Here is a 13,458-nt window from a genome sequence, read left to right as displayed (position 1 = left end):
AAACTCTCGAAAAAATTGACTGTCATGTTTTATATCTAGTTTTCAAAGAACTTTTACTTATAGTAAAATATAAGCAATAATTATTATATCGCAAACAAAAATAAACAAAATTATTTTATTTTTTGAATGCTTAACTATTATATGATAAAAAATAAAAAATAAAAATTTTATTTTATATTTTCTGAATATATTAACTCTAAATTTTTTAATTTTATTAATTCAAATCCTTTATAATCAATATTCATATCTTTTAGTTTTATAAAACTTTTAAAGTATCAAACATTAAACGAAAAAGAAATAAAAAAGAAGATTACAAAGAAACAATAAAGGAGAATATCTATGAATTTTTCATAAAATTCATTTTGTAAATATTTTAATAAAAACATCAAAGAGATAAAAACAATAAGATAAATTATATAAAAAGTAATCATCGAAAATGTCAATCGCATTAATCTTAACGAATATTTGCAATTTATGTATTTATTATAATCATTGAGATTACAGCTTAATCGATATGAATCTAATAAGATGTCATCATAAATTAATGGAACAAAGATGAATATTGCTCTTTTTACCTTGTTATTGAATTTTACCTTATACATTAACTTTGTTAGAAGTATCGCTCTCATTACATAAGATATAATCAAAATTAAAATAATTATCAAATATTCAATAATGTTTGTTTGAAAGATGTAAAAATTAATATTCAATTCATTAGTTAGTTCATGTGATAGTTTACTAAGAATAAAAATTGATAGTAATAATCCTAAAATTAAAATAGTCATCATTATAATTAATATCCAACTTGTAATCGGTACCATTAATTCGATTCACTTTTTAGTTTTCTTTTTCATTTAAAAATTATAAAATATTAATAACAAAATAAAACTATTTAGGTAAATTATGAAAAAATTAAAAAAATATATGTTGATTCATTCATCGCTTATTGCTGCTTCTGCAACTGTGATTGGGGTAGTTTTATTTAGTGATATAGGTATTTTTGCAAACAAAAGCACCGACAAATTAAATGATTCAAAAAATCAAAAGCAAAATTTTGTTAATTTTGATATCGACACAAATTCAAAACTTGATTTGCTTAATAAGCAGAATCGAGCAGATATTAATATTTATTTCACAACCCGTGGAACAGATGTGTATTATGATTTAATTCGACTATCAATGCTATCTAAGAGTGAAAATTATTTTTTTGTTTTACCTAATAATTCGCTTGTTCAAAGTAGAACGGACGCTAAATTATTAGAGGATTTTTATAACAGCCAAAGAGTTGATGTAAAAAATAAAAATTCTAAAGTAATTAAGATTAAAAAAGGTGAAGATGAAGCAGTTTTATCACAAGTTGAACATATAATTAATTCAAATCCATACAAAAGAATCAACATTTGAACTAATTCTAATAATTTTGAACGTTCTGTTGATTATGCTAATTTATCGACTTACAAAAATGTGCAAATTAACGGATTAAATCAAGATACATCAATTGGTTTTAGTATTTTATATAAAGGTTTTGATCCAAAATTTCGCAGTGAATATTTTGATTCAACAAACAAGGTTTGAAATTTGTATAAAGGAAAATTCTTAAATTCATATAATCAGTATCTTTTATCAATAAACTTTAATCATATTAATTATTATTGAAGCACATCTGAAATAGCCAACAGATTTAATGAAAATTATCTAAAAAATAATTTTGCTTATTTTAATGATGATAATGAAACTTTGAATAATTTGCTTACTAAAACAAAAAGTTCTGATAATAAATACTTAATAACTTATTTTACTAATATTATTGGAAATAATTGACAAAAAACTAGAGATATAATTGAAAGTGATATTTATAAAAATAAAAAGAAACCCTTATTAGTTTTAGGTCGTGGAAGCAAAAGCGATTTTAATGATTTAATAACTGTTGTAGCAAAATATGCAAACGATTATAATATATATTATAAATCAGATCCGGGTGCTGATGCAGTTTATAAAGATATCGATTTATTGCTTCATCCAGGTAATAAAATTTCATATACACAAAATACTTATATAAATAATGTTGTAACAACACAAAAACAAGAATATACAATTTCACAAAACACTATCGTAAGAACAATTGATAACTTTTTAAGTTATGAAGACTTAATTAAATATCATGCAAACCAAACAGATGGTTTTTGATTTAATAAATATATAAGTTTTAAAGAAGATGATGATAATTTAAAACTAATTAACAACAAACGTAATGAATTTAGTGATTTTATCGGTTATTTTAATGTTGATAATGTTTATATTTCATCAGATTCTAATAACAGTAAAATCAGAAATATGTTCCAATCGCAATTAGATAAATTGATTTCTTCTATTGCAACAGAAAACTACAAAATCGATATCAAAACAGAAGCAATAAATATCCCAATTGACCAACTAAAACCCAGTGACTTTATCTTTTCAAGCAATGATAACTCTTTATTTGTAGTTCCTGCATTAAAAGATATTAAAATCATAAATTTTGATCGCTCAAAAAAATCAATTACATTTAAATATCCAATAACAGTAAGAATTTTTGTTTGAACTAACAGCAGTATTTCGAAAATATATGAAAATTTCAAGGATACTCGTGTTTTTAATCAGTTAAAATAAATCATTTAAGTCCATAAAACAGACTTAAATGATTTTTGTTATACTAAACCTTTGTTCTTCAAGGTTTTTAAGGTTTTTGCACTTACCCGTAGTTGCATTTTTTGACCACCAATTGTTACTCTTACTTTTTGTAAGTTAACATTGAATTTTCTTTTTGAAGCATTCATAGCATGTGAACGTGTATTTCCTACCATTGGACCTACACCAGAAATTTGACATCTTCTTGACATAATAACCTTTCAATCAAATTATTTACGTATTTTTAATGCTTCAGTTATTTTTTTGTATTCATTAAAATCATTTTCTTTTAGGTGTTTTAATAATACTTTACGTTGTGAAATTTTTGCTAAGAATCCTCTTCTTGAATGGTTGTCTTTAGGGTTTTTTAAAAAGTGTGGTTTAAGTGATTCAATATCCTCGGTTAAAATTGCTATTTGCACAGATGCATTTCCTGTGTCTTTAGCATTCTTACCAAATTTTTTGATTAATTCAGCTTTTCTTGCTTTAGAAACCATAATAAACTCCTTTATATTATGTTTTATCCGAGCTAAAACTTCTTTATAACCCAGAGTAAAATTTATGTTCGCAATAAAATTGCTTGTTTATTATAACATATCCTATGATTTTAAAAAAATGTTTTTCGCATTAACATAGTCTTCTTCGGTAATCTGGTCTTCATCGTTTGAAACTATAAATCTTAGTTCTGAAATTATTTCTAGGACAACATTACCAACTATTCTTTCAATTGAATACATACTTTGTTTTTCAACTAATTTTAAAAATATTCAATTATCTTTTGTTTTGTGCATAATAATATGAAAACCAAAACCATTTGCATATAAAATCGCAATATACAAACCTGCTGGAATCACAATAACATTTTCCGGATAATGAAAACCTTTGTTATTTAATTCACCTGAAACAAGATAACCAAACGGAGAAACCATATTAAGAAAACGAAGCTTACCGTATGCTAAACCTTCTCTTAAAAGTTTTGTGCTTATTTTTACATTTTTAATTTTATATATTTCAACAACACAAACATTTGCATTAGGTAAAATATTTGCTATATCATCTGCTTTTCACTGTGCTTGATAACCAAATTTAAAGTCTTGACCAACTGCAATATTAACTTTTTTATCAGATGCTAATTTATGTAGGAATTCTGGTCCACTTAAGTGTCTTACATCATTAAAATGAAGCTCAATAATCGCATCAACATTCATTTTTGACATCATTAAATATCGATCGTTATCATTTTGATAAAGTTTTTCGTTGCGATATTTATAAATATCGTTACAACTAAAAGTCACAATAATTTTTCTACCTGGATTATTTGCTATTTGCTTATATAACTGATAGTGTCCTAGGTGAAAACTTTGAAAGGAACCAATAATAAAACTATCACCATCTTCAGCTTTAAAATCATCTAGTGTATAAATAATAAGTTTGTCCATTAGATTAAATGTAATTCTTTAAGTTTTAAATAAGCCCCATCAAATTCACAGTCTGCTGCTATATCTGAAGCTACAGTTTTAATTTTATCACTTGCTCGTTCCATTGCTACACCATAATACACATCCCGAAGCATCTCAAAATCATTTGCACTATCACCAAAAGCAATAACATTATCCATTGAATAACCTAAATGCTTAGTTAATTTTTTTAATGTTGTGCTTTTGGTTATATCAATTGGATTGATAAAAAAACCTCTTGATCACCTTGATGAAATTTCAACTTCCATTTTTGCATCTTTAATAAATTGTTCCATTTTCTGCGATAATTCATATGGTTTATCTGTGTTGATAGTTATAACATATAAATCACTATTACTTAATAAAGCTTCTTCATAGTTTAAATAATTTTCTTGAAAAGGACGAATAAATCATGAATCAATTGGAGTTTGTGGAGACTTATAAACTTTATCAAAATCAGTAATTAAAAATCCTTTTATTTGTGTTCCGAATGCATCGTATAACTTAACTACATCTACTTTTTTAAGGGTACTTTTGTATAAAAATTCTTGTTTTTTTACATCTCAAATAAATGCACCATTTGCACCAATAAAATAATCAACATATTTTAGTTGTTCAAAAAAATCTCCAATTGTAGCAAACTCACGAGCAGTTGCTAAAACACTTATAATATTATTTTCTTTAAGTTTTTTAAACATTGTTTTGATGTTTTTTGAAAATTTTGTATTTCCATTAGGTAAAATTGTTCCATCTACATCGAAAACTGCTATTTTTATTATATCCTTTAAATTTTTCATTTCATCCTTTCTAAAAATACTTTTTTAGGAAAAAATATTTTATTTCTTACTAGTCCTACTGATACAATTTGGTTTTGTGCATCAGATCACATTAAAATCCCATCATCATAATCACATTCAAACTCTCTACCATTAATTAAATATTTATACTCATTTTCTGTATATTTAAGTATATTATAATCAAATAAATTAAATATGGATATTTTCTGATGCTCTGTTGGCTTCAAATCATTAATATCTATATTACCTACTTTAATTCGTTTTAACTCTGTCATTATGCTGCTATTATTAAGTTGTTTTGCTATATCTTCTAATAAAACCCGAATATATGTACCATTTGAAACCAAAAAATAAATTGTGTATTCTTGATTTTCATAATCAAAGTCAAGTATTTTATAATCAATTACTTTAATTTTATGAGGTTTCAATTCAATATCTATACCTTGTCTTGCTAAGTCGTATGCTCTGCGTCCTTTGATTCTTTTTGCACTATATTTAGGTGGAATTTGAAATTCTTGTGTACATATTATATAAACTGCTTGCTGTAAGTTATCTAAATTAACTTGTTTTACATTCTCTTTTTGGATATCACCATTTGAATCTAATGTATCAGAACTATAACCAAATTTTGCTTTAGCAATATATGCTTTATTTTTGTTAGAAATATAATCTAAAAGTTTAGTATCTGAATCAGTAGCAACAATCATTAAGCCACTTGCTAATTGATCTAAAATTCCACTATGTCCTATTTTCTTGACACCTAATTTCTTCCCTAAAGCTCTAATTTCACGATTTGAATAAACACCTGATTCTTTAAAAAATTTATAAAACATTTTCCCCTTTTATATTTGGATATTTTACTATATTTAAACTCATATATTTACATTTTCGATTTTTTTAAAATTTGGTCTTTATAATCTTATTTACAGCAAAAATTGCTCAAAAGTGCTATAATATAACACAATATGGATATGAAGCAGCAACAAAAACAACCAATTATTATTTTTTCAGGGCCAAGCGGAGTAGGAAAAGGAACAATTGAGCGATTGTTATTTGATTTTGACGAACTTAATCTTTCACTTTCCTGTTCGGCTACTACGCGGATGCCACGTAATGGTGAACTAAATGGAATACACTATTATTTTTTGGATGTTGAAACATTTCGCAATCACATACGAAGTCGTAAATTTGTTGAATTTTCATATCATTTAAACAACTATTATGGAACTTTATATTCTGAACTTGATAAAATACACAAAAAAAATAAAGTTCCTTTCCTAGAGATAGAAACTACGGGTGCAAAGCAAATAATATCTAAATTTTCTTCAGGTGAATTAGCAAAAAAATATAACTTAATTACCATCTTTGTATCCCCACCATCTATTAGTGATTTAAGAAAAAGAATTTTAGGTCGTGGAACTGAAAATTCACAGACTTTAAAGGAACGCCTTGCAAAATCAGAACTCGAACTTGCAGAATCACACATCTTTAGATACAAAGTAATAAACGACATTCCTGAAAGGGCAGCAGAAGAAATTCGATCAATTTTACATAGGGAGCTTATGCTTGATTAAATTTATATATATAAGTGATAAGGGTACGGTTAGAGAAAATAATGAAGATTGTGCAAAAATATTTGCAAAAGATAACTATTTTTTCGCATTACTTTCTGATGGTATGGGTGGTCATAAGTATGGTGATGTAGCATCTAATATAGTTATTAACTATTTAAGTTCTAATTTTGGTAGAAACTTTGTTTATACATCATCGATTCAAACTAAAAAATTTATTGAAGATTCTATTGCAACTGCTAAAAAAGAAATGAAAAAGATTGCTGCAAAAAACAAAGAAATGGAAAATATGGGTACCACATTAGTAGGCTGCATCGGAATTCCTGAACATAGAAAAATTTTTATTTTTAATGTAGGTGATTCTCGATGCTATTTTTATTTGAATACCAAAAAACTTATAAAAGTAACAATAGATCAAAACCTTGCATCACAATGAAAAAAAAATGGATATGACTACCATAATAATAAGAACGAGAAATATGCTCGTTATTTAACAAGTGCAATAGGGCCTAATATTCCTACTACAATTGATATAACAGAAATTAAAGATAATGAATATGATTTAATCAATAAAATAATGCTCACATCTGATGGGATCCATGAGTTTGTTGAACATATTGATTTGGAAGCTTGTTTATCAAAGGATGATAGTATATCGAATATAGCAAATGCTATATTAGATCAGGCAATTTTAAATTCATCAAATGATAATATGACTATTGCTTTATTGGAGTTAGATAATGAAAAATAAATTCGAAATTCCACAAAATTCTAAAGTACATCGCAGTTATATAATAGATAAAATTATCGGTGAAGGTGGTATGGGTACGGTTTTTTTAGTTCATTCTAAAAAAACTTCCGATATTAATAAATATGCACTCAAATACCGTAAAGTTGACGATAATGATACTAATAAAAAACGCTTTTGAAACGAAATTAACTTACTTCAAAAGATAAAGCATAAAAATATTCCAAAAATTTATGATTATGAATATAATGATACCGAGCAATATTATGTAATGGAATATATGGAAGGTGAAACATTAGCAAAACTTCTTAAAGATTCACATGTTTTTGTTATCAAGAGAGCTAATAATTATATGAAACAACTTGCTGAAACAATCGAAGAATTACATGCACATAATATTATCCATCGCGATATCAAACCAGAAAATATCATCATTTCTTCTTCACACCATCTAAAAATATTGGATTTTGGTATATCAGTTACCAACGAAACACAAAATTTGACAAAAGCGCATTCGTTAATTTGTTCACCTTATTATGCAGCACCTGAGTTATCAAATGGTAGTAAAAACATTACTCCTGCTGTTGACATATATGCTCTTGGTGTTTTATACTTTCAAATGCTTACTGGACAACTACCATTTCGTGGCGATAATGCTGTAAATACAATAATGATGCATCAAAAAGATGCTTTCCCTGATATACGTCGCTTTAAGCATGATGTCCCAAATTCAATTGTAAATATTATCACTAAATCAACAGCAAAAGATCCAAAAGGCAGATACAAGACAATGAATGAGTTTAAAAAGGCGATAATTAAGTCTACAAGGAATGAAAATAAAATCGAACAACTTATTTCACCAAAAACAATGAAACCCAGAAAAACAGTTGCAGAAGTTGTTAGATCTCCGCTTTTTTTAGGTACTAGTATATTATTTTTAATAGTTGTGATAGTTATTTTTGCTGTTGTTTTTAAGGTAAATAACTTTATTTAATTATGAAACAAATCTATAAAATTTTTGAAGCAGTTTCAGGTATTTATAAACTTGTAAACAAGCAACAAGTTATAAAAGTTCCTGCTGCAGGTAAGTTGCGGTTTTTACAAAAAACTCCTGTTGTCGGTGATAATGTAATAATGGAAAATAATCAGATTGTTGAAATTTTAGACCGTCAAAACTTTTTTATTCGTCCTAAGGTTGCTAATGTTGATCAAATTTTTATTTTTATGTCGATAAAACAACCTAAATTTTCAAGTTTTTTGGTCGATAAATATATGGCGATTATTGAAGAAAAACAAATTGAACCAGTTTTATGTATTAGTAAAATTGATTTAGATGAAGAAAATGCTAGAAAATGAGCAAATAAATATCAAAACCTAGGTTATCAAGTTATCTTAATAAACAATAATAATCCAAATTATTTAAGCAAAATCGAAGAAATTACAGCAAATAAGTATAATTTATTTATGGGTCAAAGTGGAGTTGGTAAAACTACTACATTAAATAATATCGGAAATTTTAATTATCAAACCCAGGAAATTTCTAAGGCATTAGGTAGAGGCAAACACACAACTAGATCTGTAAGTATAATCAAGATAAAAAAAGGCTGATTGATTGATACTCCAGGTTTTTCTTCATTGGATTTAAATCTAACACCAATTCAACTTGCTCACAGTTATAAATGTTTTTATAACTGATCGAAATTATGTAAATTTCGCAGTTGTTTACATCAAAATGAAGCAATAAATGATTGTGCAATAAAACAAAAACTTCGTGATGGGGTACTACCAGAATTTAGATATGAAAATTACATAAAATTGTTATCACAATTAAATGAGGGGAAATAATGAATAAATATGTTACACCAAGTTTATTAAATGTTGATGCTAAAAACAGACTTGAATTAGCTAATAAACTTGTAGATGCAGGAATTAAATGAATCCATTACGATGTAATGGATGGAAAATTTGTTGAAAATACCGCTATAGAGATTGATGAAATTGAAAATATTGCTAAGAATGGTAAAAAACATCTTAAGGATGTTCATTTAATGGTTGAAAATCCCTATGATTATGTTGAAAAAGTAAAAAACTTCGTTGATATCATTACTTTTCATTATGAAAGTATAATAGATGATTTAGATAAATTTGATGATTTTTTAGAAAGAAATTTTCATGAAATAAAAATTGGTTTGGCTATAAAACCGAGCACACCTGTGGATGTTTTGCTTCCATATATAGATCGTTTAGCACTTGTTTTAATTATGTCAGTTGAGCCAGGAAAAGGCGGACAAAAGTTCATTGAAACTTCTTTGGATAAAATTAAAAAATTAAAACTATATCGCCAGAAAGACTGTTTAGATTTTCTTATCCAAGTTGATGGTGGAATAAATAACATAACTGGACCTAAATCATTTAAATCTGGTGCAAATGCTTGTGTTGCCGGAACATATTTAGTAAATGAACCTACAAAAGAAAAAATACACAGTATCATCAAAGGATAATGTAATATAATATGAATATGAATGAAATCAAAACAAAAATATTAGAAAATTTAAAACGTTTATCCAAAAAGAAAGTTAATGAAAACGATGAAGTAAAATCATTAGAAATTGATTCGTTAGATTTAGCCGAACTTATCATTGATGCTGAAGATGAATTTGGTATTTCTATTTCAGATGAGGAGATATTGAATATTAAATTTGTTAGCGATATCACAAATTTAATAACTTCCAAAATACAAAATAAGTAAAGGTTTAAAATTGCTTATTTTGTATTTTTATATAAGGATTTTAAGACATATAAAATATTTTTATCTCTTTTGAAAAAGCAAAAAGAATATATTTCCTTAAAAAAAACGCGAAAATTTAATTTTTTGCTTGAAAACTTATTTTTAATATTATAATTCTTATCGTAGTTAGTTATTAAATCTAACTACTTCAATATTATATTAAGGAGTTTTTATGACACGTTATTTTACAATTAATGTTTCATGTGCGTCATGTAAGTCACATATTGATAAAGTATTCAAAGAATACCCAGAAATTAAATATTCTGTTAATATTATGGAAAAAATGATTAAAATCGATGCTGATGAAGAAAAATATCCAGATGAGTTAATTGTTAAATTAGCAAAACAAGCAGGCTACGATGCTGAACCAAATTAAAAAATTTTTAAATTGATTATGGTTGCCTAAAACAAATCTATGAGTCCAAGCAGTTATATTCATTCCTTTCTTAATAATAATTATTTTACATATTATTGGTATCTCCCAAGGTGTAGGACATGATTTAATTGTGCAGGCTAAACAAACCTGAGTTTATTTAGTTTTAGGTATTTTAGCAACATTTTTAGTTTTTGTAGTATCTATAAAGTATTTTACAAACTATTACCGTTTGTTTAAAGGTGATGTTGGAATGGACTTGTTAATAGCCATCGGGGTTCATTTATCATACTTTTATTCACTTATTTTAACCATTATTACACTTGCTACACCAACCAAAGGTTATAGTGCCTTAGAAATGTACTTTTGAGATGTACCGAGTGCATTATTGACCTTTATAGGAATTGGTCATTATTTAGAAGATAAATTAAAACGCAAGTCTAGTATTGGGATTAAAGAATTATTACAACTACAAAATCGTTTTGCTTTACTTGTACAACCCGATGGAAGCACTAAAAAAGTAAGCACTCGTTATTTAAAAATTGGTGATCAAATTATTGTTCCTAAAGGACAAAATATTCCAGTTGATGCAGTTGTTTTAGAAAATACATCTGAATTAGATATGGCGTTTATCAACGGAGAACCACTTCCGAAAACAGTTGAACCTGGTGATTATGTTATTTCAGGTGCTAATAATATTACTACATCATTAAAATTACAAGTTCAAAAAACTATGGGTGAATCAACCTTAACAAAGATTATTGATAAACTTGAAAACATTGTAGATTCTTCTTCAAAGATTCAACGTCTTGCAGACCGGATTGTTAGATATTTTATCCCTGCTATTTTATCAATTGCACTAATTAGTTTTATCATTTGAACAGCAACACTTTACTCTATTAATAATTTCCCTAGTTATTTAGCAAAAGTTGATGGAGCAAATAATTCGGGTATATATTACGGAATCAAAATTGGTGTTACAGTTGTAGTTATTGCTTGTCCGTGTGCATTTGGGATTGCCGCTCCAGCAGCTATCTATGCAGCAAGTGGTTTGGCAAGCAAGAATAAAATCCTTTTTGCTTCGGCAGATGTTTATGAAAAACTCAAGAATGCAAAATATATTATTTTTGATAAAACTGGAACCTTGACACAAGGAAAACCAACTATCCAAAAAATTTTAGGTGATCAAAGTTATCAAAACATTGCTCAATCATTAGCTTCTAAATCACATCACCCACTTTCGCAAGTTATTGCTAACTATCAAAGTTTTAATGCAGTTGAAATAACCAATGAACAAGAAATTCCAGGTTATGGTATCGTAGCAAATAGCAACGGAAAACAATATGAACTTGGTTCATACAAAAAGATGTTAGAAAAGAACTTTAACGATTTAGTAAACATCGAAAATTTTGAACCTTTTTCATATGTTGCATTAGCAGAAGATTCTAAAATTGTTATGATTTTTGCTCTTGGTGATACTTTAAAAGCTGATGCAAAAGATATGATTGCTAAATTCCACGAATTAGGTTTGCATGTTGTTATCGCTTCTGGTGATAACCAAGAAGTTGTTAAAAAATTTGCATCTGATTTAGGAATTCATACTTTTTATGGACAATTACAACCAGAACAAAAATTAGAATTAATTGAAGAATTTAAGAAAAAAGGTGAAACAATCTTTGTAGGTGATGGTTTAAATGATATTCTTGCGATAAAAACAGCGTCATTAGGAATTGCTTTTGCATCTGGTTCTGATCTAGTGAACTCTGCTGCTGATATATCTTTAATGACTAATGAACTGCAAGCTGTTTATCAAGCAATCTATTTAGCGAAGAAAACTTTAAAAGTTATTAAATTTAACTTCTTATGAGCTTTCTTCTTTAATTTATTGGCTATACCAGTTGCTATTAGTGGAATTTTATTCCCTTGATTAGCTGCTATAATTATGATTATATCAAACATTTTATTGCTTTCAAATACCTTGTATTTTAAAAATAGAACTGCAAAGAAATTAAAAGAAATGTCTGCTAATAATTTATCTATCGAATCAAAAGACTAACATTTGTTAGTTTTTTGATTCGATTCATTTCATTAGTTTGTTTAAAAATTAAGTTATAATAATATTCCAAATATCAAAGGAAGATATGAAATCTATAGATAAAACACTTACATTTATCGATTTGTTTGCTGGAATAGGTGGCATCAGAAAAGCATTTGAAGATGATGATACCAAATGCGTATTTAGTTGCGAGTGAGATAAATTTGCTGCTAAGACATATTTTGCTAACTATAATGAAATTCCATTTGGTGATATTAGAAAAATAAACGAAAAAAATATTCCAAATCACGATATTCTTTTAGCAGGTTTTCCTTGTCAACCTTTTAGTCACATCGGAAAAAGACAAGGTTTTACACATCAAAGTCAAGGAACATTATTTTTTGATATTCTTAGAATTTTAAAACACTCAAAACCTAAGATGTTTTTACTTGAAAATGTCAAAGGATTATTAACAAATGATAAAGGTAGAACCTTTAAGATAATTTTGCAAAGTTTAAACGATCTTGAATACAAGACTTTTTATAAGATACTTGATGCACAAAATTTTGGTTTACCACAAAGACGTGAGAGAATAATTATTGTAGGTTTTAGAAAAGATTTAAATGTTAATAATTTTGAGATTCCAGAAGGAGACAAAGAAGTTAGAATACCGATTAGTGATATTCTTGAGAGAAGCCCGAATGGTTATTCAGTCACAGAACACTTACAGAAAAATTATTTATTTAAAGTAGATGATGGAAAACCGCAGATAGTAGACTTTGATAGCAATATCCAAGTTAATACATTATGTGCAAGTTATCATAAAATCCAAAGGCTTACAAATACATTTATAAAAGATGGAAAAACTGGTCTTAGAATGTATAGCGAATTAGAATTAAAGAGATTAATGGGGTTTCCTGATAATTTTATTGTCCCTGTATCATCAACAAGTTTAAGAAATAGATTAAAAAAAATTGTTTCATATTATAATTTAAATATGGAAAATCAATTATTAACCAAAA

Annotated in this window: 16 protein-coding genes; 10 read left to right on the top strand and 6 right to left on the bottom strand. The window is 26.8% G+C overall.

The window, feature by feature from the left end; genetic code table 4:
* Nucleotides 1–167 precede the first annotated feature (167 nt).
* On the bottom strand, nucleotides 168–854 hold the full coding sequence (locus tag ACXYRO_RS04005; RefSeq protein ID WP_435129272.1) for a hypothetical protein: 687 nt from the start codon (nucleotides 852–854) through the stop codon (nucleotides 168–170).
* Between the two features lie 49 nt (nucleotides 855–903).
* On the opposite strand from ACXYRO_RS04005, the gene ACXYRO_RS04000 reads away from it, so the two are divergent.
* Nucleotides 904–2,649: a hypothetical protein gene (locus ACXYRO_RS04000; RefSeq protein WP_458614387.1), complete on the top strand. Its 1,746-nt coding sequence runs from the start codon at nucleotides 904–906 to the stop codon at nucleotides 2,647–2,649.
* Nucleotides 2,650–2,687: 38 nt separating this feature from the next.
* Here ACXYRO_RS04000 and rpmB read toward each other — a convergent pair whose 3' ends face one another.
* The 5 genes from rpmB to truB all read right to left on the bottom strand — a co-directional run bounded on the left by rpmB (nucleotide 2,688) and on the right by truB (nucleotide 5,754).
* Nucleotides 2,688–2,879, bottom strand: a complete 192-nt coding sequence (rpmB, locus tag ACXYRO_RS03995) for a 50S ribosomal protein L28 (protein WP_458597873.1) — start codon at nucleotides 2,877–2,879, stop codon at nucleotides 2,688–2,690.
* 18 nt (nucleotides 2,880–2,897) lie between these two features.
* Nucleotides 2,898–3,164 (bottom strand): 30S ribosomal protein S15, encoded by a 267-nt coding sequence (rpsO, locus tag ACXYRO_RS03990; RefSeq protein WP_435129263.1) that lies wholly within the window; start codon nucleotides 3,162–3,164, stop codon nucleotides 2,898–2,900.
* A gap of 102 nt (nucleotides 3,165–3,266) precedes the next feature.
* A complete protein-coding gene (locus ACXYRO_RS03985) occupies nucleotides 3,267–4,106 on the bottom strand; it encodes an FAD synthase (RefSeq protein ID WP_458607712.1) in 840 nt (279 codons plus the stop codon).
* Entirely contained in the window at nucleotides 4,106–4,921 is an 816-nt protein-coding gene (locus ACXYRO_RS03980; protein ID WP_458607711.1) for a YcsE-related riboflavin metabolism phosphatase, read from the bottom strand. Before ACXYRO_RS03980 ends, ACXYRO_RS03985 begins: the two co-directional genes overlap by 1 nt.
* Entirely contained in the window at nucleotides 4,909–5,754 is an 846-nt protein-coding gene (gene truB / locus ACXYRO_RS03975) for a tRNA pseudouridine(55) synthase TruB (RefSeq protein ID WP_458614386.1), read from the bottom strand. The genes ACXYRO_RS03980 and truB overlap by 13 nt, the downstream gene beginning before the upstream one ends.
* Before the next feature lie 138 nt (nucleotides 5,755–5,892).
* Between truB and gmk the strand changes: the two genes are divergently transcribed.
* The 9 genes from gmk to dcm all read left to right on the top strand — a co-directional run.
* The gene (gene gmk, locus ACXYRO_RS03970; protein ID WP_458607709.1) at nucleotides 5,893–6,495 is read left to right on the top strand and encodes a guanylate kinase; all 603 of its coding nucleotides are present in this window, start codon (nucleotides 5,893–5,895) and stop codon (nucleotides 6,493–6,495) included.
* Complete coding sequence (locus ACXYRO_RS03965; protein WP_458597882.1) at nucleotides 6,488–7,243, top strand: PP2C family protein-serine/threonine phosphatase; 756 nt, start codon at nucleotides 6,488–6,490, stop codon at nucleotides 7,241–7,243. Before gmk ends, ACXYRO_RS03965 begins: the two co-directional genes overlap by 8 nt.
* A complete protein-coding gene (locus ACXYRO_RS03960) occupies nucleotides 7,233–8,234 on the top strand; it encodes a serine/threonine protein kinase (RefSeq protein WP_458597884.1) in 1,002 nt (333 codons plus the stop codon). The genes ACXYRO_RS03965 and ACXYRO_RS03960 overlap by 11 nt, the downstream gene beginning before the upstream one ends.
* A gap of 2 nt (nucleotides 8,235–8,236) precedes the next feature.
* On the top strand, nucleotides 8,237–9,085 hold the full coding sequence (rsgA, locus tag ACXYRO_RS03955; RefSeq protein ID WP_458614385.1) for a ribosome small subunit-dependent GTPase A: 849 nt from the start codon (nucleotides 8,237–8,239) through the stop codon (nucleotides 9,083–9,085).
* The gene (locus ACXYRO_RS03950) at nucleotides 9,085–9,741 is read left to right on the top strand and encodes a ribulose-phosphate 3-epimerase (protein WP_458614384.1); all 657 of its coding nucleotides are present in this window, start codon (nucleotides 9,085–9,087) and stop codon (nucleotides 9,739–9,741) included. The genes rsgA and ACXYRO_RS03950 overlap by 1 nt, the downstream gene beginning before the upstream one ends.
* Nucleotides 9,742–9,758: 17 nt before the next feature.
* The gene (locus ACXYRO_RS03945; RefSeq protein ID WP_458597890.1) at nucleotides 9,759–9,989 is read left to right on the top strand and encodes a phosphopantetheine-binding protein; all 231 of its coding nucleotides are present in this window, start codon (nucleotides 9,759–9,761) and stop codon (nucleotides 9,987–9,989) included.
* A 211-nt stretch (nucleotides 9,990–10,200) separates the two neighbouring features.
* Nucleotides 10,201–10,404: a cation transporter gene (locus tag ACXYRO_RS03940; RefSeq protein ID WP_435129234.1), complete on the top strand. Its 204-nt coding sequence runs from the start codon at nucleotides 10,201–10,203 to the stop codon at nucleotides 10,402–10,404.
* Complete coding sequence (locus ACXYRO_RS03935; RefSeq protein ID WP_458614383.1) at nucleotides 10,388–12,457, top strand: heavy metal translocating P-type ATPase; 2,070 nt, start codon at nucleotides 10,388–10,390, stop codon at nucleotides 12,455–12,457. The genes ACXYRO_RS03940 and ACXYRO_RS03935 overlap by 17 nt, the downstream gene beginning before the upstream one ends.
* A gap of 85 nt (nucleotides 12,458–12,542) precedes the next feature.
* On the top strand, nucleotides 12,543–13,458 hold a 916-nt coding region (gene dcm / locus ACXYRO_RS03930), incomplete at its 3' end, for a DNA (cytosine-5-)-methyltransferase (RefSeq protein ID WP_458614382.1).

It is taken from the genome of Mycoplasma sp. 4013 (assembly GCF_054353875.1).
The sequence above is the reverse complement of the archived record's forward strand: the minus strand, read 5'-3'. Positions and strand labels throughout refer to the sequence as shown.